The following is a 22,391-nucleotide window of genomic DNA, read 5'->3' on the forward strand; positions in this document are numbered from 1 at the left end:
CGGCTAAATAGTCGTCATCCTTAAAACAAGGTCTATTTACTGTCCGAGCGCCAGAAGCTGTCTACTGTCATAGTTGACAGGTACATCAGGCAAGCGGCCGGCAAGGCCGCCCCCCGTTAAAGCCCCTCCAACTCGGCCATCAAATCACTCAACCGATCCACCTTCTCCACGCTGATCTCGTTGCCCACCAACCCCTCGATATACTCCGCCAGCTCTGCCACCGTGCTGCACTCGAACATCGCCCGCAGCGGCACATCGCGTTGCAGGGTTTTCTGCACCCGCGAGGCGATCTGTGTGGCGAGCAACGAGTGGCCGCCCAATTCAAAGAAGTTGTCCCGCACCCCTACCCGTTCGACTTTCAGCACCTGGGCCCAGATCGCAGCCAGCGTGATTTCCAGTTCGTTGCGCGGTGCCAGGTAATCCTGACGGTGCAATTGGCCGATTTCCAGTTCCGGCAAGGCGTTGCGGTCGAGCTTGCCGTTGGCGTTGAGTGGCAGGCGATCAAGCCATAGCCAGTGCAGCGGCACCATGTATTCCGGCAGTTCAGCGCGCAGGCGTTGCTTGATGCGGTCCAGGCGCTCGTCAGGGTCAAGCGCCGCGTCGGCGGCCACCAGGTAGCCCACCAGGTGTTTGCCATTGACGCCCTCTTGCACGCCCACCGCCGCGTCGCGCACTTCGGGTTGTTCGTGCAGACGCGCTTGGATCTCACCCAGCTCGATGCGGTAACCGCGAATTTTCACTTGATGGTCGATGCGCCCGACGTACTCCAGCACCCCGTCACTGCGCTGGCGCGCCAGATCGCCGGTGCGGTAGAGACGCTCGCCCGGCGCGCCAAAGGGGTTGGGCACAAACACCGGGGCGGTGCGCAGCGGATCGCCGACATAGCCACGGCCGACACCGGTGCCGGCAACACACAACTCACCCACCGCGCCTTGCGGCACCAGGTCCAGCGCACCGTCCAACAGGTACAAACGGTTGTTGTCGGTCGGTGTGCCAATCGGCAGGTACGTGCCGCGAGTCGAGGCCAGGTCGACGCGGAAGAACGCCACGTCGTCCGAGCATTCCGCAGGGCCGTAGGCATTCACCAGGCCAATCTGCGGATAGCGTTGCAGCCATTGATGCGCCAGCTCCGGCGGCATCGCTTCACCCGTCGGCAGCATCCAGCGCAGCCCGTCCAGGCTGATGCGGTCGTGGGCGAGCATGCCCTGGATCAGCGACGGCACGCTCTCCAGCACGGTAATGCCTTGCGCCTGCACATGTTCGAGCAAGCCCTGGGGGTCATGGGCGATGGCATTCGGCACGATATCCACCCGCGCACCGAACAACGGCGCCGCGAGAAATTGCCACACGGAAATATCGAAGCTCTGCGAAGCGGTCTGCGCGATGACGTCTGCCGGCGATAGCTCCAGGTACGGCACCTTGCTCAACTGGTTATTGAGCATGCCGCGCTGTTCGACCATCACGCCTTTGGGCAGGCCGGTGGAGCCCGAGGTGTAGATCACGTAGGCGAGATTGTCCGCCGCGCTGTAGATGCCAGGATTCTCGCCACGGGCCGGCACCTCTTCCCACACCAGCAACTGGCACTGGGTGCCTTCGAGTAACTCGATGGCCTGTTCGCGACACGCCTCGCTGCACACCAGCAACGGCGTGCGGCTCAACTCAATGATGCGGCTCAGCCGCTGGGCGGGCAGGCCCGGGTCGAGCGGCAGGTAACCGGCACCGGCCTTGAAGCTGCCGATGATCATGCCCAGCAGGTCGAGGTTGCGCTCGGCCAGCAATGCCACCGGCTGGTCTAGGCCCACACCCGCGCTGATCAACGCATGGCCCAGGCCGTTGCTGCGACGGTTCAGTTGCTCATAGGTCCATCGCTGGTCCAGGCAACTGGCAGCAATGCGCTGCGGATGCTGCGCCACCTGCTCTTCGAACAATTCGACATAGCTGCGCGCCAGCGGGTAATGCTGTGCACTCTGGTTACAGCCTTCCACCAGGAACGCACGCTCCTGATCGCCGATCAGCGGCAGGTCGGCCATGTCGCCATGAAAGCCCTGCATCAGCGCCAGCAGCAGACGCTTGAACTCGCCGAGCATGCCTTGCACGGTGGTTTCATCGAAGTAGCGCTGGTCGTAGGACAGGTGCAAACCGAGGTCATCGCCCGGATAGCACACCGCCGTCAGCGGGAAGTTGGTGTGGGTGCGACCGGAATCCGAGGTGGCGTTCAGGCTTTGCGCATGGTCCAGCACCGAGGTGTCCACCGGGGCGTTTTCGAACACGAACAGGCTATCGAACAGCGGCTGGCCCTTGGGCAGTTCGCTGTGTTCCTGGATCGTCACCAGCGGCAGGTATTCGTACTCGCGCAGTTGCATGTTGCTGTCGAGCAGGCCGTTCAACCACTGGCGCACGCTGCAAGGCTGATCGTCCTCGGGCAGTTTCACGCGCAGCGCGATGCTGTTGATGAACAGACCAACGGTGCGTTGCATCTCGGGCATGTCCACCGGGCGGCCGGCCACGGTGACGCCGAACAGCACGTCACGCTCGCCGCTCAAACGCCGCAATACCAGCGCCCATGCCGCCTGGGCAAAGGTATTGACGGTGAGTTGATGGGCCTGGGCCAGTTCGCGCAGTTGCGCGCCGTCGCAGGCATCCAGCCGGGTGTAGCAGTCGCCCACCAGCATGCCGCCGCTGTGGCCTGCATGTTCGCGCAGGAATGGCCGGTCGCTGGGGATCGGCGTGGTGCGTTCAAACCCCTGCAGATTGCGCTGCCACCACTGGCGCGCTTCGTTAAGGTTCTGGCGTTGCAGCCAGGCGATGTAGTCGCGATAACGTGGCGGCGTGGCCAGTTGCGCTGCGCGGCCTTCGCCCAGGGCGAGATAGATCTCGAAGAAGTCGTTCATCAACAGCGAACGGCACCAGGCATCGATGAGGATGTGGTGGTTGCTCATCATGAACCAGTAGCGCGCTTGGCCCACGCGAATCAGGCGCAGGTGGAACGGCGCCTGGTTGAGCAGATCGAACCCGGTTTCGCGCTCCTGCTTGAGCAACGCTTGCAGGCGCGGCTCTTGCTCGTCCTCGGGATCGCGGCTCCAGTCCAGGTACTCGATCGGCGCGCTGCCGGGTTTGTGGATCACTTGCAGCATGTCTTCGCCGACGTTCCAGCAGAACGACGCACGCAGGGCCTCGTGGCGCGCGATCACCGCTTGCCAGGCCTGGGCGAAACGCTCGGGGTCGAGCACGCTGTTGATGCGGTAGCGGTCCTGCATGTAATACAGGCCGGTGCCCGGTTCGAGCAGGGTGTGCAGCAGCAGGCCTTCCTGCATCGGCGTCAGCGGGTAGACGTCTTCGATCCGGCTGGCGGCCACCGGCAGGCTGTCGAGCTGCGCCTGGTTCAGGTGCGCCAGGGGGAAGTCGGACGGCGTGAGGCCAACAGCCTCGTCTTCCAGGCAATGGGCGATCAGGCCCTGCAGCTCGGCCAGATACCCCTCGGCCAACGCGCGAATGGTCTGCGGTGTATGGCGCTCGCGGCTGAAGGTCCAGCGCAGCACCAACTCGCCGCCGTACACCTGGCTGTCGACGCTCAGCTCATTGGGCAGCGGCGCGTCCGGGTCATGCGCCAGCCCGGCCGGCTCATCCAGCGGATGGAACAGCGCGTCACTGCCAAAGCTCTGGTCGAACTGGCCGAGGTAGTTGAAGGTAATGGGCGCATCCGGCAGGGCCATCAGGGTCTGTTTGCACAGGTCGTCGGCCAGATAACGCAGTACGCCGTAGCCCAGGCCTTTGTGCGGCACACCGCGCAGTTGCTCCTTGATCGCCTTGATCGAATCGCCCTGGGCAGCCGCTGGCGTCAGGCGCACTGGATAGGCACTGGTGAACCAGCCGACGCTGCGGGTCAGGTCGATGTCATCGAACAGCGCTTCGCGGCCATGGCCCTCCAGTTGGATCACTGCCGAGTCGTGGCCGCTCCAGCGGCACACCACCCGTGCCAGGGCGGTCAGCAGCAGGTCGTTGACTTGGGTGCGGTAAGCGCTCGGCGCCTGCTGCAACAGGTGGCGGGTGCGCTCGGCATCCAGGCGCACGCTGACCGTCTCGGCATCGCGGTTACGCAACGCGCCCTGAGGCCGCGCCACCGGCAACAGCACGCGGGGCCCGGCCAACTGGCGTTGCCACAGACTCAACTCTTCACGCAGGGATTCGCTATGGGCATACGCCTGCAAGCGTGCCGCCCATTCGCGCAGCGCACTGGTCTTGGCCGGCAGGCTGACGGAGCGGCCGTCGCTCAGTTGGCGATAAACGTTCTGCAGGTCTTCGAGCAACACGCGCCACGACACGCCATCGACCACTAGGTGATGGATCGCGATCAGCAATCGCTGCTGCCCCTCGGGGCCATCGATCAGCAACGCGCGCAGCAACGGGCCGTGTTGCAGGTCGAGGCTGCGCTGGGTCTCGGTGAACAGCGCTGCGCACTGCGCCATGTCCTTCACCTGCGCCTGCATCAGCGCCCCCCCGTGTGGCACGCCCAAGTGTTCGGCATGCCACTGGGCATCGCGCCGGGTGAAGCTCAGACGCAGCGCATCGTGATGCTCCAGTACCGCCAGCAACGCCTGCTCCAGGCGATGAGGGTCAAGCAGTTGCAGCGGCTTGAGCAGCAACGACTGGTTCCAGTGCTCGCGCGCCGGGATGTCGCTGTCGAAGAACCAGTGCTGGATCGGCGTGAGCGCCGAGGCACCCGTGAGCACGCCTTGCTCGGCAATGACCTGCTCGGCGCGCGTGGCGACGGCGGCCAGGGTCTGCACGGTCTGGTGCTGAAACAGGTCGCGCGGGCTGAAATGAATCCCGGCCTGACGCGCGCGACTGACCACCTGGATCGACAGGATCGAATCGCCGCCCAGCTCAAAGAAGTTGTCGTCGAGGCCAACCTGCTGCACGTTCAACACCGCGCACCAGATGGCGGCCAGGGTGCTTTGCAGTGCGGTGCGTGGCGCCACGTACTGTTGACGATTCGCCTCGGGGTCGGGCTGCGGCAAGGCGCGGCGGTCAAGTTTGCCGTTGGCGGTGAGCGGCATGCTGTCGAGCACGATCAGGTGCGCAGGCACCATGTAGTCCGGTAGCTGCGCCTTGAGGTGCGCTTTGAGCGCGTCGCGCAACGCGCCGTGCTCCGCATCGCTGACCAGGTACGCCACCAGCTGTTTACCGCTCGGCGCCTCCAGCGCCAGCACCACCGCTTCGCGCACGGCCGGGTGTTCGAGCAGACGGGTTTCGATCTCGCCCAGCTCGATGCGAAAGCCACGAATCTTGACCTGATGGTCGATGCGGCCCAGGTACTCGACCAGCCCGTCGGCACGCTGGCGCACCAGGTCGCCGGTGCGGTACAGACGACCGCCCTCGCGGGCAAACGGGTCCGCGACAAAACGCTCCGCCGTCATGCCCGGCCGTTGGTGATACCCCAGGGCCAGACCGGCGCCGCCAACGTAGAGCTCGCCGGTTGCGCCCTGCGGCACCAGCGCCAGGTCGGCGTCGAGAATATAGGCGACGCGCGCGCCGATGAGGCTGCCGATCGGTACGCTGGCGGCACCCTCGTCCAGCTGCTCCGGGGCCAGGCTGGCGAGCGGCATCACCACGGTTTCGGTCGGGCCATAGGCATTGAAAAACACTTGCGGCTGGAACGCTGCGCGAATGCGCTGCAGATGTTCACCGGTCAGCGCTTCGCCACCGGTGATGCACATGCGCACCGGTAACGTCTGCTGCTGGGTGGCCAGCCACTGCGCCAACTGGCTGCCATAGCTTGGGGTGAAACCGAGAATATTGATGCGATGGGTACGGATCAGCGCGCAGATTTGCTCGGCATCCCACTGCCCCTGGGCACGCAATACCACCTGCGCACCGCTGAGCAGCGGCACCAGCAAACGCTCGGTGGCGGCGTCGAAATTGATCGAATAAAAATGCAGCTCGCAGTCGTCCGGGCGCATGCCGAAACGCTCGATCACCGCCTGGCAATGCATGGCGATTTCACCATGGGACACCACCACGCCCTTGGGTTTACCGGTGGAGCCCGAGGTGTAGATCAGGTACGCCTGATGTTGCGCCAGGCTGACAAATGGCACCTCGCTGGCGGGGTAGTTCGCCAGCGACGGCAGGTCATTTTCCAGGCACCAGCAGGCCACGGTCGCCGGCAGCGGGCCGAGGGCCTCGAACATCGCCGCATCGCTGAGCAACAGGCCGATGCCGCTGTCTTCGATCATGTAGTGCAGGCGGTCCAGCGGGTACTCCGGGTCCAGCGGTACGTAGGCGCCGCCGGCCTTGAGGATCGCCAGCAAGCCGATGACCATTTCCAGTGAGCGCGGCAACGCCAGGCCCACCCGCACCTGCGGACCCACACCGCGTTCGCGCAGCACCCAGGCCAGGCGATTGGCGCGTGCATCGAGTTCGGCGTAGGTCAGGGTTTCACCGGCGAAGGTCAGCGCGGGGGCGTCACCGCGCTTGAGCGCCTGCTGGCTGAACAGCGAATGGATGCACTGGTCGAGGCGATACTCACCGGCTTCAACCCCGAGGCTGTCCTGCAAGGCACGCTGCTCTGCCGCCGCAAGCAGCGGCAATTCGCTGAGGCGCTGCTGCGGATCGGCGATCAACGCCTCCAGCAGGTTGCGCCAATGCTCGGCCATGCGTGCAATACGTGGTTCATCGAACAGGTCGGTGCTGTAGGTCAGGCAGCAACCCAGGCGATGGTCGAGGTCGGTGACTTCCAGGTTGAGGTCGAACTTGGTGGCGCGCGCATCGTTGGCCAGGTACTCGACGCTCATGCCGGCCAGTTGGCGGCTTTGCTGGAACTCCCAGCGCTGCACGTTGCACATCACCTGGAACAGTGGGTTGTACGCCGCACTGCGCGGCGGTTGCAAGGCTTCAACCAGGTGATCGAACGGCAGATCCTGGTGCGACTGCCCCTCGATCACCGTGTGGCGCACCTGCTCGAACAGCTCGCCGACGCTCATCTGCCCGTTGAGCCGGCAGCGCAGCACCTGGGTATTGAGGAACGCGCCGATCAGCCCTTCGCTTTCCGGGCGAATGCGGTTGGCCACCGGCGCGCCGATGCGCAGGTCGGTCTGGCCGCTGTAGCGGTAGAGCAACACCGCCAGTGTCGCGGTCATGGTCATGAACAGCGTGAGGCCACGTTCGGCGTTGAACGCGCGTACGCGCGCCGCCAGATCAACGCTCAGATCAAAGCGATACAGTTCGCCTCGGTGGCTTTGCACGGATGGCCGTGGACGGTCACCGGGCAGTTCCAGCAACGGGTGCTCATGCCCAAGTTGCGCGGTCCAGTAATCGAGCTGGCGCTGGCGCTCGCCGGCTTCCATCCACTGGCGTTGCCACACGCTGTAATCCAGGTATTGCAAAGGCAGCGGCGCCAGCGGCGAGTCGCGCTCGTCGATAAAGGCTTCGTACAGGGCGCTCAGTTCACGGGCAAAGATGTCCATGGCCCAGCCTTCGGTGACGATGTGGTGCAGGGTCAGCACCAGGTAATGGTCCTGCTCGGCGGCCTTGACCAGGCACGCGCGCAGTAACGGTCCGGTTTCCAGGTTGAAGGGGGTGTGGGCTTCGTGGTCGGCCAGTTGCTGGATGCGTTGCGGGCGCTCGGCCTCGTTCAGCGCCGAGAAGTCCTGCCAGTCCATGCGCAGGCCGGTTTGCGCCGCGACCCGCTGATACGCCACGCCATCGACGCTCGGGAACGTGGTGCGCAGGGTTTCGTGGCGCATGATCAAGGCCTGCAACGCCGCCTCGAACCGGCCCACGTCCAGCACGCCGCGCAAGCGTGCCATGCCACCGACGTTATAGGCCGGGCTGTCGGGTTCCATTTGCCAGAGGAACCACATGCGTTGCTGGGAGTAGGACAGCGGCACCTTCTGGTTGCGGTCGACCCGGGCGATGGCGGTTTGCTGATTGCGCTGGCCGGCGTTCTGGATCAGCGCGACTTGGGCTGCAAACGCGCCCAGTTCGCTGGCGTCGAACAAGGTACGCAACGACAGCTCGACGTCGCAGGCCTGACGGGTGCGCGAGATGATTTGCGTGGCCAGCAACGAGTGGCCACCGAGGGCAAAAAAGTCGTCGTGCAGGCCGATACGCGGCAAGCCGAGCACTTCGCGCCAGATCGCGGCGATCTGCTGCTGCAGCGGTGATTGCGGCTCGACGTGTTCGCGGATGTGCCACACCGGTTCCGGCAACGCGCGGCGGTCGAGTTTGCCGCTGGGGCTCAGCGGCATTGCGTCCAGGCGCATCAGCACGGCGGGCACCATGTATTCCGGCAGCTCGGCGGCCAGGGCGGCTTTCAGCGCCTGGGGGGCCAGCTCGGCATGGCCGGTGTAGTAGCCGATCAACTGCGCATCGCGCACCAGCACCACGGCCTGGGCGACGCCGTCCTGGGCGAGCAGGCGCGCTTCGATTTCTTCCGGCTCCACGCGGAACCCGCGCAGCTTCACTTGCTGATCCAGGCGGCCAAGGTATTCGAGCACGCCGTGAATGCTCCAGCGCGCACGGTCACCGGTGCGGTACAGGCGCGTGCCTGGCTCGCCCAGCGGGTCGGCGACAAAACGTTCGGCGGTCAGCCCGGCCCGGCCCAGGTAACCCCGGGCCAGGCCGATGCCGCCGATGCACAGCTCGCCCGGCACACCGGCCGGCAGCGGGTTGAGTTGCGCATCCAGCACGCGGCAGATCACGTTGCCCAACGGCCGGCCAATCGGCGAATGCTCGCCATCGACCACCGCGCACTGCCAGTGGGTGACGTTGATCGCGGTTTCCGTCGGGCCATAGCGGTTGTGCAACTGCACCGCCGGCAACTGCGCCAGCACACGGTTGCGCAACTCGGCGGGCAAGGCTTCGCCGCCCGAGAACAGGCGACGCAAGCTGGTGCACTCGGCCGCCAGCGGTTCGTCGATAAACAACTGCAACAATGGCGGCACGAAGTGCAGCGTGGTCACGCCATGCGCCTGCACCAACTGCGCAATGCGATGAGGATCGCGATGCTCACCGGGCCCGGCCAGCACCAGACGGCAACCGGTGATCAATGGCCAGAAGCATTCCCACACCGACACGTCGAAACTGATCGGCGCCTTTTGCATCAGCACGTCGTTGGCGTCGAGCTGATAGGTGGCCTGCATCCATTGCAAGCGTTCGGCCAGGGCCGCATGGGTGTTGCCCACGCCCTTGGGCTGGCCGGTGGAGCCGGAGGTGTAGATCACGTAGGCGAGATTATCGCCGTGCAGGTGCAGGCCGGGCGGCTGGGTGGGCCAGCTGTCCAGGTGCAGGCTGTCCATGGCGATGACGCACACCCCTTCAGCGCCGGGCAGTTGCGCCAACAGTGAGGTCTGGGTGAGCAGCAGGTGCACGCCGCTGTCCTCGAGCATGTAGGCCAGGCGCTCGGCCGGGTAATCCGGGTCGAGCGGCACATAGGCGCCGCCGGCCTTGATGATCGCCAGCAGGCCGACCAGCAGCTGCGGCGAGCGCTCGGCGGCGATGGCCACGCAAACGTCCGGGCCGACGCCTTTGTCGCGCAGGTAATGGGCCAGGCGGTTGGCCTGGGTGTGCAGTTGGGCGAAGCTCAGGCTGCCGTGCTCCCACACCAGCGCCGTGGCCTGCGAGGTGTGCTGATTGAGCAACTCGGGCAGCCACTGGGTGGCGGGCGCACACGGCGTGGTGTTCCATTGGCGCTGCTCGTCCTCAAGCATCAGCGGCAAGTCGCCAATCGCCTGTTGCGGCTGCGCGCAGGCGGCGTGCAGCAGCGCAATGTAGTGTTCGGCGAGACGCTGGATGGTTGCGCCATCGAACAGCTCATCGGCGTAGTCGAACGCCAGGCTCAGGCGTCCATGACGGTCTTCTTCGCTGTGCAGTTGCAGGTCGAACTTGGCTTCGCGACTGTGCCAGGGCAGCTCATCGGCGAGCAGGCCGGGCAGGCGGCGCAACGCACTCAGGTCGCGCTGCTGGTGGTTGAACATGACCTGGAACAGGCCCAGTTCGCGGGCCTGGGGGAAGGCTTCCAGCAGTTGCTCGAAGGGCAGGTCCTGATGGGCCTGGGCGCCGAGTGCGGCCTGGCGCGTTGCCGCCAGCAGTTGATTGAATGGCTGGCGCCCGTCCAGCTCGGCACGCAACACCAGGGTGTTGATGAAGAAGCCGACCAGCCCCTGGGTTTCCTGGCGCGGGCGGTTGGCGTTAGGCACGCCGATGCGGATATCGCGCTGGCCAGTGTAGCGATGGAGCAGGGTCTGGAACGCGGCGAGCAACAGCATGAACGGCGTCGACTCATGGGCCTGGGCCGCTTTGCGCACCGCTTCGCAGAGGTCGGCGCTCAGGCGCACGCTGTGGCGGGCGGCGGTGTGGCGGTGATGGGCCGAGCGCGGGTGGTCGGTGGCCAGGCTCAAGGCCGGATGCTCATCGCCAAGGCGGGCCTTCCAGTACGCCAGTTGCCGCGGGCCTTCGCCTTCGGCCAACCATTGGCGCTGCCAGCTGCCGTAATCGGCGTACTGCAGCGCCAGCGGCGCCAGCTCCAGGGGCTGGCCCTGGGAGGCCGCGGCGTACAGGCGCGAGAATTCATCGATAAGGATATTCAGCGACCAACCGTCGGCGATGATGTGATGCAGGGTCACCAGCAACTGGTGCTCTTCATCGTCCAGACGCACCAGGGTCACTTGCAACAGTGGGCCTTTTTCGAGATCGAACCGGGTCTGCGCTTCGTCCTCGCGGATCTGCTGCGCGCGGGCGTCACGCTCATGGGCAGGCTGGTCGCTGAGGTCGATGACGCGCAGCCCGAACGCCCCGCTCGCCTCGATGCGCTGGAAGGCCTGGCCGTCGCGCTCATAGAAGCGCGTGCGCAGCGCTTCGTGGCGCTGGACCAGGTACTGGAAGCTTGCGCGCACGGCGTCTTCATCCAGCTCGCCGCGCAGGCGCAGCGCGCCGGGAATGGTGTAGGCACTGCTGTCGGGCTGCAGCTGCCAGGTGATCCACAGGCGATTCTGTGCCAGGGATTGCGGCAGTTCGGCCTGGCGCGACAGGGCCTGAATCGCGCCCTGGGCGACACCGCCGTCCTGCTGCAAACGGGCAACGCTGGCGGCAAAATCCTGCAGGGTCGGTGCTTCGAACAGCAGGCGCAGGTTCAGCTCCAACCCCAGGCTTTCGCGCAGCCGTGCGACCACCTGGGTGGCGGTGATGGAGTTGCCGCCGAGCAGGAAGAAGTGATCGTCGGCAGCGACTTGGTTGACGTGCAAGTGCTCGCACCAGATCGCCGCGATCTGGTTTTGCAGCTCGGATTCCAGCACCGCATCCTGGGTCTGCACGGGCAAACCGGGGAACTGCGCGTAGCTGTCGAGGCTGCCATCGGCGTGACGAAGCGCGCAGGCTGAGCGCTGCACCTTGCCACTGGAGGTTTTGGGCAGCGCGCCAGGATTGAGCAGCACCACCACGCTCGGGGCCTGTTGATACGCCTCGGCCACCGCCTGACGGATAGCCTTGATCAGCGCTTCGGGCGGCAGGATTTTCTGCACGCTGCGGCTGATTTCGGCGGCGATGCCGATGCCTTCCAGGCCCTCATCGTTTACCGCAAACGCGGCGACCCGCCCCTTGCGCACCACTTCCACTTCGCGCTCGATGGTCTGTTCGATGTCCTGGGGATACAGGTTGTGGCCGCGCACGATCAGCAGGTCCTTCAAGCGACCGGTGATGTACACCTCGCCGTCGCGCATGAAGGCCAGGTCCCCGGTGCGCAACCAGGTGCGGCCGGCATGCTGCACGAACGTTTTGGCGGTGGCTTCAGGGTTGCGCCAGTAGCCGTGGGCGATGCTTGGGCCACTGGCCCAGAGTTCGCCGACGTGGTTGTCCGCCAGTTCGCTCAGGGTATGCGGGTCGACGATCAGTACGGCATGGTCGGGCTGACCGGTGCCGCAGCTCATGATCGCACTGCCCTGCCCCGGCTCGGCACGGTTGGCGGCCAGCGCCTGGTCATCCACCCGCAGCGCCGGGATGCCCTGACCACGGCGCCCACCGGCGACAAACAGGGTCGCTTCGGCCAAGCCATAAGAGGCGAAAAAGTTGTTGTCGCTGAACCCGCAGACGGCGAACTTCTCGGCGAAGCGTTCCAGGGTATCGAGGCGGATCGGTTCGGAACCGGAATAGGCCACGCGCCACCGGCTCAGGTCGAGGCGCTCCAGTGCGGACTCGCTGACCCGTTCGCTGCACAGGCGGTAGGCGAAATCCGGACCGCCACTGATAGTGCCGCCGTATTCGCTGATCGCTTCCAGCCAGCGCAACGGCCGGCCAAGGAAGTAGGCTGGCGACATCAGCACGCAAGGCACGCCGCTGAAGACCGGTTGCAGCAGGCCGCCGATCAGGCCCATGTCGTGGTACAGCGGCAGCCAGCTGACGATCACGTCATGCGGGTTCAGATCAATGCCAAAGCCACGGCGGATCAGCACTTCGTTGGCCACCAGATTGCCGTGGCTGACCTGCACGCCCTTGGGCAGCGCAGTGGAGCCGGAGGTGTATTGCAGGAACGCGATGTCGTCGGGCTGCAGTTGGGGCGCGATCCACTCGCCGACACCCTGCACGGTATCGACGCTCAGGATCGGCGGCGCGTTCTCAATCTGTGCCAGGCCCTCGGCGAGGCTGGCGATGGTCAGCAGCAGGCGCGGTTCGGCATCTGTGATGATCGACAGCAGGCGCTCCTGATGATGGCGTTTGGTGGACTCCGGCGGGTAAGCCGGCACCGCAATGACCCCGGCGTACAGGCAGCCGAAGAACGCCGCCACATAGTCCGGCCCGCTGGGGAACAGCAACACCGCACGGTCACCCTGTGCGGCGCTGGCTTGCAGGGCCGCGGCAATGGTGCGCGCGCGCAGGTCGAGGTCGCGGTAACTGAGCACCACGTTGTGCTCGGCCGACTCGGCAAGGAAGCGCAGGGCGACCTGTTCCGGGGTCTGCGCGGCACGGCGTTGAAGGGACTGGACCAGGGTGCGGGGAAGTTCGAAGGCGTCCATCATGGGGTTCCTGCCTGAAATCGGCTTGCGGGAAATCGGGAAATAGGGGCTGTCAGCCGGCGGCCAGTTGCCGCGCCGCGCCATTGCGAAAGCGGGCCAGGTGTTCCTCGGCGTAGCGGCGCAGGCAGCGCAATACGGCGCTTTCGTGCTGCATGAGGAAGAAGTGGTGGCCGTCGAACATGTCCAGAGAAAACCCGCTGGCTGCGTCGAGTTGCCAGTCGAGCAACTGGTCGGCGCGCACGCTGTCCTGCTTGCCGCCGAACACATGGATCGGCAGGCCCAGCGGCTCACGCTGGCCGTAGGTGAAACTGCCGCACAGCAGGAAGTCGGCGCGCAGAATCGGCAGCATCAATTGCATCAATTCGGGGTTGGCCAGCGCTTCTTCGGCGGTGCCCTGCAGTTCGCGCAGGCGGGCGATCAGTTGTTCATCGGTCTTTTCGACGGCGTATTCGCTGACGTCCCTGGTTGCGGGTCCAGCCGTGCCGGAGGCAAACAGCGCCAGCGGCGCGGGCACGTTGAGGGCGCGCAGGGCGTGGACCAGCTCGAAGGCCAGCAACCCACCGAGGCTGTGGCCGAACAAGGCGTAGGGGCCGTTCAAATCGCGGCTGATTTCCTCTGCAAGCTGCGCGGCCAGGGCCTTGATATCGCGCTGCAAGGGCTCGTCCATGCGCATGCCGCGCCCAGGCAGTTCCAGCGGGCACACTTGCAGCCAGTCCGGTAAGGATCGACGCCAGCGCGCATACACCATGGCGCTGGCGCCTGAGTAAGGCAGGCAAAACAGCCGCAACCGGGTTGGCGTACTCATCGAGCCGGAACTCCAGGCAAAGACATGCTGCGTGCGCGATAAAAACCCATTGCGTCCTCCTGCGGGTGCTGGTCCATGGCCGTTTTTCCAACGAGCCTGTCACCCAGAAGAACGGACGGCATCGGCAAATAATTAGTCGTCGAGGGCGAGCAAGAGCGCTCACTGCAAGGAGGCGCACCCAGGATTAGTTCGTCTTCTCATTTGACAATCATTATCATTAAGCATAATTTGTTGCCCGATGTGTAGGAGGCCTCAGCAAGGAAGCCCTCCCCTAACCTATTCAGCAGTCAGGTGATTTCCATGACGGAACAAGTATTCACAGGCAGGTGCGACTCGCCCCTTCTGCAGGCCTTTGTCGATAATCGGCTGATTCTGGTGAAGATCGCGGCACGCATCACCGGGTGCCGCTCCCGAGCCGAAGACGTGGTGCAGGACGCTTACTTCCGGCTGCAATCGGCGCCGACGATCACTTCATCGTTCAAGGCCCAGTTGAGTTACCTGTTCCAGATCGTGCGCAACCTGGCCATTGATCACTATCGCAAGCAGGCGTTGGAGCTCAAATATTCGGGAACCGAAGAGGAAGGCCTGAATGTGGTGATTCACGGCGCGTCACCGGAAACCTCGCATATCAATTTCAGTACCCTGGAAAACATCGCTGACGCCCTGACGGAACTGCCCCAACGCACCCGCTACGCGTTCGAGATGTACCGCCTGCACGGCGTGCCGCAAAAGGACATCGCCAAGGAACTGGGGGTTTCGCCGACGCTGGTGAACTTCATGATCCGCGATGCGCTGGTGCATTGCCGCAAGGTCTCGGGCAGCCATAGCGATACGTTTGCGCGCAGGGTCTGACACACGGCACACATTCATGTGGGTGGGAGCGTGCTCCCTCCCACATTTTGATTATCTTTGGCTTCAGTGCACCGGCATCACATCGATGCGATACGGCTGGAAAATCTTCAACAGCTGGCCGTCTTCGCGCAGGCGCTTGAGCAACCCGGCGAACGCCTCGCCGCTGATCGGCGCGTTCGGCCGTAACAGGGCGTAGTGGTGATACACCTGGTCAACGCGGTCGGAGACCAGGTATTGCTCGGCCATGTCGGCATTGCGCACCAGAAAATCACTCAGGTACGAGCGCGTCACCAGCGCGATATCCGCCCTGCCGCGCGCGACCATCAGCAGATTGCTGTCGTGGGAGTAGGTCAACGTCGCGTTGAACTGCTCGACCATGAACCTGGGGTCGGGGTTGAAGTTGGCAAAGGCGTAGTGGTAACCGCTGAACACCGCCAGGCGCTTGCCCTTGAGGTCGGCGAAATAGCCCTGGTCGCGCCCGGGCTGTCGCTGAGCGACGAACACCTCGGCGTCTTCCAGGCCCATGTCGACGCTGGTGTGGGGGATGTCCTGCCAACCCCAGTCGGGATTCTCGAAAATGGCCATGTCGATCCGGCCTTGCTCAAGGTCGCGAAAGCGCCGGGGGATCGAGGTGGGCACCAGCACAAAGCGGTAGTCGGTCTGCGTGGCATTCAGGGCTTCGATCAGTTGCGGCAGCAGGCCGGTGTCGGCACCCTGCTCGGGGCGTACGGTGTAAGGCGGAAAATGCGCGGCGCCGATCCTGACCACTTGCGCGGGATTGGTCTGCGCCCACCCTGCGGTGCCCAGTGCCCATAAAGTCAGTCCTGCAGCCAGCCGCCATGGCGAAAACATCAAGGCACACACCGTTCGATTCTCTGATGGCGATAAGCTAGGCGTTTTTGTCTGCGGAGACAACTTTGTACTGGCAAATTAATAGTTTGCCTCTCGATCGGCGTTCAGCCCGGGCGCTGATCAAAAAGCGGCGCGGAACTACAGGCGCGGGCTACGCTCTATCCCCATCAGGACGGGAAAAGTACGGGAACCTGCACCATGCCTCATTGGCTGATTATTGACCTTGAAGCCACAACGGATGAAGGCGGCTGGCCCGTTACGGAGATGGAAATCATCGAGATCGGCGCGAGTCTGGTGAACCGCCAGGGCCGCGAGCTGGATCATTTCCAGCGTTTTGTACGGCCGTTGCGTCGGCCACTGCTGACGCCCTTTTGCCGTCAACTCACCCATATCACCCAGGCGAATATCGACGCCGCCGCGCCGATCACCGAGGTGTGGCCGCTGTTCGAACGCTGGCTGGGCCAGCATCAATCACGCCTGGAAGGCTGGGCCAGTTGGGGCGACTATGATCGCGCGCAGCTGGAGCTTGAATGGCAGCGTCATGGCCTGACCAGCGCGCTCGCAAACACACTGCATGTGAACCTCAAGCAGCGCTTCGCCAAGGCCCGGCGCCTGGACAAACCGCTTGGGCTCAACGGCGCCCTGCAATTGGCCGGCATGCAGTTCCACGGCCAACAGCACCGGGCGCTGGAGGATGCACGTAACACTGCGCGCCTGCTGCCACTGATTTTGCCGGTCTAGGCAGTTACAGCGGCCTTGGGCATACTGGCCGACCTTTCCAGACCCTTTTGCGAGGATTCGCCCATGTTCAAAGTCAACGAGTACTTCGACGGCACCGTCAAGTCGATCGCCTTCGGCACCGCAGAAGGTCCGGCGACCATCGGCGTCATGGCCCCGGGTGAATATGAATTCGGCACCGCCCAGCGCGAAATCATGCACGTGGTGTCCGGCGCCCTGAGCGTCAAGCTGCCCGACGCCAGCGACTGGGAAACCTTCGCCGCCGGCAGCCGCTTCAATGTGCCGGCCAACAGCAAGTTCCAGCTCAAGGTCGCCGTCGACACCGCCTACCTCTGCGAATACCGCGGCTAAGCGTTGCGGCGCGAAAAAATGCCCGTCTCCTGCGAGACGGGCATTTTTTATTCCAGCACCGTCACCGGCATCCCGACCGCCAACTCACCGATGCCGTCGTTGACCAGGTTCTGGCCGAACATCGCACCGTTCTCGGTCTTGCGATAGGTTTCGAGCGTCGCGAAAGGCTCGCGGTCGGCGCTGCGCTCGCCGGTCTGCGGGTCGATGGTGGTAAGGATGCAGCGTGAGCAGGGCTTGACCACGCGAAATTCGATATCGCCGATGCGCAGGCGTTTCCAGCCATCCTCAGCGAAAGCTTCGGCACCTTCGATCACAAGGTTGGGACGAAAACGCAACATCGGCATGGGGCGCCCTATGCGCGCGGATAAATCGTCGAGCGACGCCTGGCCAATCAACAGCAGCGGGTAGCCGTCGGCAAAGCCCACTTGATCGCTGTCCTTGCCAAAGCCTGCGTCGGTGGCACGCGCACGCTCCAGCGGCATGTGCACCAGGCGCGTTGGCTTGCCGATGAAGTCGCTGACCCAGCGCGCGGCGGCTTCCCCCGCATCCGGCACGCGCAGAGTGTCGCGCCAGATTGTGATGCCGCGCAGTTCGGCCGCGCTGTCGGGCAACGCCACGTCTAGCGTGGCGTAACCCGGCGAGCTCAGCGTGAGGCCGCCAGCAGGGTTGTACAGCGCCGACAGCTGGCTCATTTTCGCCACTGCCCGCTGTGTGAGAAATCGCCCGCTGGCTTCGTCCACCAGCATCCAGCGTCGATCCCCTTGCAGCCCGAGTTTATCCAGGCCGATGTGCTGCAAGGTGTCGGCCTTGCCGGACTTCAAGGGGTAACGGTACAACGCGCTGAGACGAAGCATGGGCCTGCTTTCCTGAGGGGCAAAGCCGTCACCCTAAGGTCAAGCCGACGCTTCGTCCAGCATCAGACGTTGACGTACTACATCCACCAGCTTGTCGGGCTGGAATTTGGAGAGGAAGTTGTCGCAGCCGACCTTCTTCACCATGGAGTCGTTGAAGCTGCCCGACAACGAGGTGTGCAGCACCACATACAGCTGCCGCAGGCGCGGATCGTTGCGGATCTCGGTGGTGAGGCGGTAGCCATCCATCTCGGGCATTTCGGCGTCGGTGAAGATCATCAGCAGTTTGTCGGTCATCACCTGGCCGCTGTCGGCCCAGCCCTTGAGCATGTTGAGCGCCTTGAGGCCATCGCTGGCTATGTGCATTTTCATGCCGAGCTGACCCAGGGTGTCGCGCAATTGCGAAAGGGCGACATTGGAGTCGTCCACCAGCAGCACTTCGCGGCCACGGGCGCGCTCGAGCACCGGGTCTTCGAGTTTTTCGCGGGAGACCTTGGCGTTGTACGGCACGATTTCGGCCAGCACTTTTTCCACGTCGATGATTTCCACCAACTGGTCATCGACCTTGCTGATGGCGGTGAGGTAGTGCTGACGCCCGGCGCTGGTCGGCGGCGGCAGGATGGCTTCCCAGTTCATGTTGACGATGCGGTCGACGCCGCCCACCAGGAATGCCTGCACCGAGCGGTTGTACTCGGTGACGATGATGGTGCTGTTCGGACCCGGTACCAGCGGGCGCATGCCGATCGCCTGGGACAGGTCGATGACCGGCAGGGTCTGGCCACGCAGGTTGACCACGCCGCACACGAACGGGTGACGCTGGGGCATCAGGGTCAGCTTGGGCAGTTGCAGCACTTCCTGCACCTTGAACACGTTGATCGCGAACAGTTGCCGCCCGGCCAGGCGAAACATGAGGATCTCCAGGCGGTTCTCACCCACCAGTTGCGTGCGTTGATCTACCGTGTCGAGAATGCCGGCCATTGAAAGCTCCTGGTGCGCTGAGGGATTGTGCTGTTCGCTTAAGGTTGTTTATCGGCGGCGGGCGCCAGACCTTGACCCCTGTAAAATGCCATTTAAACGCGTTGATGTCACACTGATATCATGCTTTACTTCGTTGGTGCTTCCATACGGCATTGCCATGACGCCACGCGACCTTCAAAACGACGCAGGGTTCCGTCGTGTAAGGGGTTCCCCTAGGCGCAATCAGGCCCAACCTGATATTCGCAATATCTAATAGCCATTAATGTGACGCCATTCTCATTGCACGAATGGAGTCAGGCTTTTGCTTGCCATCGCCAGCCCTCGGCCTAAAGGCCTTCAAGACGTAAACCTGACGGCAACCGAAGCGGTGCGAATGAACCCGGCTGCACGTGTCACACGGGTCAGCCAGACGCTTTTAAATAAACTTCCTACTAAAATATCGGAAGCTGCCTACAGATCTCAGTCATATTTCAGCGCTAGTTTTAAGCCATTCACCCAGTGCGGCATCTCACCACCCGACCTTACGTTGTGGAGACTTGCATGATGAACGACGCTAACGAATGGCAAGTTGCACTTTCCCGATTTCAGCAGGAGTCCGAAAAACTGCTGGCCAAGTCGGAAGAGTGCCTGAGCCACCTGCAGATGATTCGCAACGACAGTGACGCCATCGACTGCATGCAGAGCAGCCTCAGCACGCTGGCGGAAAAGGCCGACAGCCTGGCCCTGCAGGGGATCGGTGAGTTTTCGCGGCACATCCAGCACCTCATCGCCAATGCCGAAAACCCCTTGCAACTGCACGATCAGGCGCTGGCAGCCCTGCACGACTGTCTGACCTTACTGGCCTGGCAACTTGAGCTGATAGATGCCCGTACCGGCCGACTGCAATTGGACGAAACTGAACAAACCACGCTGATCGCGACGGCCTCTCTGCAGATTCCGCAGAAGAACTTCAGCTATAAACCCCAGCAACGTTTGCACCACAGCGCCTGAGTTGCAGGCGGGCATATATTCGTTAACGACGCGAATCGTCGCCGTTTGAACTTTACTTGCCGGCAAAAATATCGATTGGTTGTAAACCGCCCTGCCAATACATACGCGACGGGATACCGCACCGTCCCTTTTCTGACTGCCAAAACTGCCGCCCGGGCCATTGGCCTGAACGGGCCGGGCGACGTCATGCGCCTGGCGACCAACGGTAATAGTGGTGGTACTATGCGCCGCTCGAAGACTCAACTTCATTGGCTCCATCTGCTATGTACGCCAGCCTCAAGTCACTCATCACAAGGTCTGTTTCGCGCAGCAATGCGCGCCGCATGGTTCTTGTCCTGTGCCTTGGCTCGCTGTTGCTGAGTCTGTGGGCGTACGCCCGCTCCAACCCGCTGCCGCTGGCGGTGCTGCTGCTCAACCTGGCGATGTTGCTGGTGGTCGGCCTGCAACAGTGGAAATCACGCACAGCCATCAGGTTCCAGCCTCAGGAGCTGGCCGAGCGCCTGCTGCAGGTGCAGGAAAACGAACGCCACCGCCTCAGCCGCGAACTGCACGACGATATCGGCCAACTGCTCACCGCCGCCAAGCTGCAAAGCGAATGGCTGCAGCGCCGCCTGCCGGACGACCTGCAGGGTCACTGCACGGTGCTGTGCAACACCCTGACTGAAACCTTGGCCAAGGTGCGCGACGTGTCCGCCATTCTCAACCCGCGTCAATTGTCCAGCCTGGGCCTGGAAGCCAGCCTGCGCGCGCATCTGCTCAAGACACTGGCGAACACCCCGGTGCACTGGAGCCTGGAATGCCAGCAGCGGCTGACCGGTATCCCGGAAGAAATGGCCGTGGCGGCCTTTCGCATTACCCAGGAAGCGGTCACCAACATGCTGCGCCACGCCCAGGCGCACAATCTGCTGGTGCGCCTGCAACGCCTGCCCGAAGGCCTGTCGCTGGTGATCCACGACGACGGCCAGGGCTTCTCCCCCGCCAGCAACCCCGCGCTTGAAGGCCAACGCGGCATGGCCGGGATGTGCGAGCGGGTCGACCAGCTGGGGGGCACCCTGGTGGTGAGCAGCCAGCCCGGCAAAGGCACTTGCATCGACGCACTATTCCCCTGGGCACCGCGCGCCCTCGAGCGCGCCAATCGTACGAAGGTTATCGAGTGACCTGCAGTGTGCTCCTGGTGGACGACCACGCGCTGATCAGAGCCGGCGTGCGCGCAATGATCATGGATATTCCCGACTACGCTGTGATCGGCGAAGCCAGCGATGGCGCGCAGTTGCTTGAACGATTCGGCGCCCTGCAACCGGACATCGTGCTGCTGGACCTGTCGATGAAACACACCGGCGGCCTCGATGCCTTGCAGCAACTCAAAGGTGCGTATCCCAGGAGCAAGGTGTTGATTCTGTCGATGCACACCGACCCGGAGATGATCATGCGCGCCCTGGAGTGCGGCGCCCATGGCTATCTACTCAAGGACACCACCGCCACCGAACTGGAACACGCCTTGCGCGCACTGCGCAACAACGAGCGCTACCTGAGCCCGGCCATCGCCCACACCGTGATCAACCAGGCACTGGTGCGCAGCCAGGGCACAACTTGCGCTGCCGTGCCGAGCCACACGCTCACCGCGCGGCAACTGGAAATCCTGCGCCTGATCGTGCGCGGCAAGTCCACCCGCGAAATAGCCCAGGGCCTGGGCCTGAGCATCAAAACCATCGAAGCGCATCGCTCGCAGATCATGAAGCGGCTGCAGATCTTCGACGTGGCGGGGTTGGTGTTATTCGCCGTGCGCGAGCAGATTATCAGCCTGGACGACTAGCGGCGAACCCTCGGGCAGGTGCACGCGCAGGGCCTTGGGCAGGGCCTCGAAACGCAGGTCATCACCGTTGAGCGGCTCACCGTCGAGGTTGATGTAAAGCTCCCTTGCCTGCCTGATCTGCACCCACGGCAGGCGCGCCCGCACAAACATCGCGTCCAGGCCCCAGCCATTGTTCATCAGCTCGCGCAGTGTGCCGACCACTTCCTGGGGCGCCGGGAGGATACTCACGTCGAGCAGGCCGTCATCGGCCATCGCTTCAGGGCACAGCTCATGCCCACCACCCGCCTGCCGACCGTTGCCAATCCCCAGCGCCAGCAGCTCGCCCTGCCAGTGAAAATCCGGCCCGTCCAGCTCGGCATAGGCAGCCTTCAACTCGCTGAAGCGCGTGAGACCGGTAAACAGGTAGGCGGCGCCACCGAGGACTTTTTTGAGGTCTTCAGAAGTGTTGGCGGTGACCTGGCTGCCGAAGCCACCGGTGGCCATATTGAGGAAGATCTGCCCGCCCACCTGGCCCAAGTCAATCGCCCTGGCCGGCGTATCCAGCAGTGCCAGCGCCTGGGCCGGCTCCTGGGGCACACCGGCGGCCTTGGCGAAGTCATTGGCGGTGCCCAAGGGCATCAGCACCAGGCTGGCATCAGCCTTGGACTGGGCCATGGCTTCGGCCACATCACGCAAGGTGCCATCGCCGCCACCGGCGATGATATGGGTGTAGCCGTTGCCCAGCGCTTCATCGACCAGGCGCCGCGCATCCCCACCCTCCCATGTCACCCGAACCGCCAGCTCCCAGCCCAGCTCGCGCCTGGCGTTCACGGCGCTGCGCACGTCCTCGTTGAGGGCTTGCTTGCCGTGGAGGATCAACAGGGCTTTGGGGGTGGTCATGGGTGGGTTACTCCGGGAGTTGAAGGTGCATGAGCAATGTGACCTTTGCCGAGGGGGATTGGTTTACCGGGGTTGGCGCGATTTTTTGATGATGGCGACTTTGGGTGAGGCTAGGCATGCACTCACTCCGACCCGCGTGTTTAACGCGGCGCTCCAGATCAAAAGCAACATCGCGGCAGCCTTTGCGTCGACCGGTATGGGGGTGTGAACCCGATCAAATGTGGGAGCTGGCTTGCCTGCGAAGGCATCGACCGGGTGTTCCTGATGAATTGAGGTGC

12 protein-coding genes are annotated in these 22,391 nt (G+C 63.8%); 6 read left to right on the forward strand and 6 right to left on the reverse strand.

Translation table 11 applies throughout. The features are described 5' to 3' along the window. Window positions 1-116 precede the first annotated feature (116 nt). Window positions 117-13,007, reverse strand: a complete 12,891-nt coding sequence (locus TU75_RS17595) for a non-ribosomal peptide synthetase (RefSeq protein ID WP_060549649.1) — start codon at window positions 13,005-13,007, stop codon at window positions 117-119. 49 nt (window positions 13,008-13,056) lie between these two features. Continuing rightward, complete coding sequence (locus tag TU75_RS17600) at window positions 13,057-13,809, reverse strand: thioesterase II family protein (RefSeq protein WP_015372580.1); 753 nt, start codon at window positions 13,807-13,809, stop codon at window positions 13,057-13,059. Between the two features lie 300 nt (window positions 13,810-14,109). On the opposite strand from TU75_RS17600, the gene TU75_RS17605 reads away from it, so the two are divergent. Further along, window positions 14,110-14,661, forward strand: a complete 552-nt coding sequence (locus tag TU75_RS17605; RefSeq protein WP_015372581.1) for an RNA polymerase factor sigma-70 — start codon at window positions 14,110-14,112, stop codon at window positions 14,659-14,661. Window positions 14,662-14,724: 63 nt separating this feature from the next. Here TU75_RS17605 and TU75_RS17610 read toward each other — a convergent pair whose 3' ends face one another. Further along, window positions 14,725-15,513, reverse strand: a complete 789-nt coding sequence (locus TU75_RS17610; RefSeq protein WP_003236822.1) for a substrate-binding periplasmic protein — start codon at window positions 15,511-15,513, stop codon at window positions 14,725-14,727. Between the two features lie 198 nt (window positions 15,514-15,711). On the opposite strand from TU75_RS17610, the gene TU75_RS17615 reads away from it, so the two are divergent. Together TU75_RS17615 and ppnP are read left to right on the forward strand one after the other, a co-directional pair. Then, window positions 15,712-16,254 carry a 3'-5' exonuclease gene (locus TU75_RS17615; protein ID WP_015372583.1) on the forward strand — a complete coding sequence of 181 codons (543 nt, stop codon included), beginning with the start codon at window positions 15,712-15,714 and terminating at the stop codon, window positions 16,252-16,254. 63 nt (window positions 16,255-16,317) lie between these two features. Next, the gene (gene ppnP, locus TU75_RS17620; protein WP_003236826.1) at window positions 16,318-16,602 is read left to right on the forward strand and encodes a pyrimidine/purine nucleoside phosphorylase; all 285 of its coding nucleotides are present in this window, start codon (window positions 16,318-16,320) and stop codon (window positions 16,600-16,602) included. Between the two features lie 47 nt (window positions 16,603-16,649). Here ppnP and TU75_RS17625 read toward each other — a convergent pair whose 3' ends face one another. Then, on the reverse strand, window positions 16,650-17,456 hold the full coding sequence (locus TU75_RS17625; RefSeq protein ID WP_015372584.1) for an MOSC domain-containing protein: 807 nt from the start codon (window positions 17,454-17,456) through the stop codon (window positions 16,650-16,652). Between the two features lie 39 nt (window positions 17,457-17,495). Then, window positions 17,496-18,431, reverse strand: coding sequence for a chemotaxis protein CheV (locus TU75_RS17630; RefSeq protein ID WP_003236830.1), 936 nt, complete (start codon window positions 18,429-18,431; stop codon window positions 17,496-17,498). A gap of 540 nt (window positions 18,432-18,971) precedes the next feature. Between TU75_RS17630 and TU75_RS17635 the strand changes: the two genes are divergently transcribed. The 3 genes from TU75_RS17635 to TU75_RS17645 all read left to right on the forward strand — a co-directional run bounded on the left by TU75_RS17635 (window position 18,972) and on the right by TU75_RS17645 (window position 21,234). After that, the gene (locus tag TU75_RS17635) at window positions 18,972-19,421 is read left to right on the forward strand and encodes a hypothetical protein (protein WP_003236832.1); all 450 of its coding nucleotides are present in this window, start codon (window positions 18,972-18,974) and stop codon (window positions 19,419-19,421) included. Between the two features lie 263 nt (window positions 19,422-19,684). Next, the gene (locus TU75_RS17640) at window positions 19,685-20,578 is read left to right on the forward strand and encodes a sensor histidine kinase (RefSeq protein ID WP_082630456.1); all 894 of its coding nucleotides are present in this window, start codon (window positions 19,685-19,687) and stop codon (window positions 20,576-20,578) included. After that, window positions 20,575-21,234 carry a response regulator transcription factor gene (locus TU75_RS17645; RefSeq protein ID WP_060549641.1) on the forward strand — a complete coding sequence of 220 codons (660 nt, stop codon included), beginning with the start codon at window positions 20,575-20,577 and terminating at the stop codon, window positions 21,232-21,234. Before TU75_RS17640 ends, TU75_RS17645 begins: the two co-directional genes overlap by 4 nt. Here TU75_RS17645 and yegS read toward each other — a convergent pair. Then, on the reverse strand, window positions 21,193-22,113 hold the full coding sequence (gene yegS, locus TU75_RS17650; RefSeq protein WP_003236838.1) for a lipid kinase YegS: 921 nt from the start codon (window positions 22,111-22,113) through the stop codon (window positions 21,193-21,195). The genes TU75_RS17645 and yegS overlap by 42 nt on opposite strands. Window positions 22,114-22,391: the final 278 nt, after the last annotated feature.

The organism is Pseudomonas poae (genome assembly GCF_001439785.1).
Classification (GTDB): domain Bacteria; phylum Pseudomonadota; class Gammaproteobacteria; order Pseudomonadales; family Pseudomonadaceae; genus Aquipseudomonas; species Aquipseudomonas poae.

Excerpts from the sequence above, each read along its gene's own strand:
- TU75_RS17610 (WP_003236822.1), bottom strand. The coding sequence starts at position 15,513 with ATGTTTTCGCCATGGCGGCTGGCTGCAGGACTGACTTTATGGGCACTG.
- TU75_RS17600 (WP_015372580.1), bottom strand. The coding sequence starts at position 13,809 with ATGAGTACGCCAACCCGGTTGCGGCTGTTTTGCCTGCCTTACTCAGGC.
- TU75_RS17630 (WP_003236830.1), bottom strand. The coding sequence starts at position 18,431 with ATGGCCGGCATTCTCGACACGGTAGATCAACGCACGCAACTGGTGGGT.
- TU75_RS17605 (WP_015372581.1), top strand. The coding sequence starts at position 14,110 with ATGACGGAACAAGTATTCACAGGCAGGTGCGACTCGCCCCTTCTGCAG.
- yegS (WP_003236838.1), bottom strand. The coding sequence starts at position 22,113 with ATGACCACCCCCAAAGCCCTGTTGATCCTCCACGGCAAGCAAGCCCTC.
- TU75_RS17595 (WP_060549649.1), bottom strand. The coding sequence starts at position 13,007 with ATGATGGACGCCTTCGAACTTCCCCGCACCCTGGTCCAGTCCCTTCAA.
- TU75_RS17640 (WP_082630456.1), top strand. The coding sequence starts at position 19,685 with ATGTACGCCAGCCTCAAGTCACTCATCACAAGGTCTGTTTCGCGCAGC.
- ppnP (WP_003236826.1), top strand. The coding sequence starts at position 16,318 with ATGTTCAAAGTCAACGAGTACTTCGACGGCACCGTCAAGTCGATCGCC.
- TU75_RS17625 (WP_015372584.1), bottom strand. The coding sequence starts at position 17,456 with ATGCTTCGTCTCAGCGCGTTGTACCGTTACCCCTTGAAGTCCGGCAAG.
- TU75_RS17615 (WP_015372583.1), top strand. The coding sequence starts at position 15,712 with ATGCCTCATTGGCTGATTATTGACCTTGAAGCCACAACGGATGAAGGC.
- TU75_RS17635 (WP_003236832.1), top strand. The coding sequence starts at position 18,972 with ATGATGAACGACGCTAACGAATGGCAAGTTGCACTTTCCCGATTTCAG.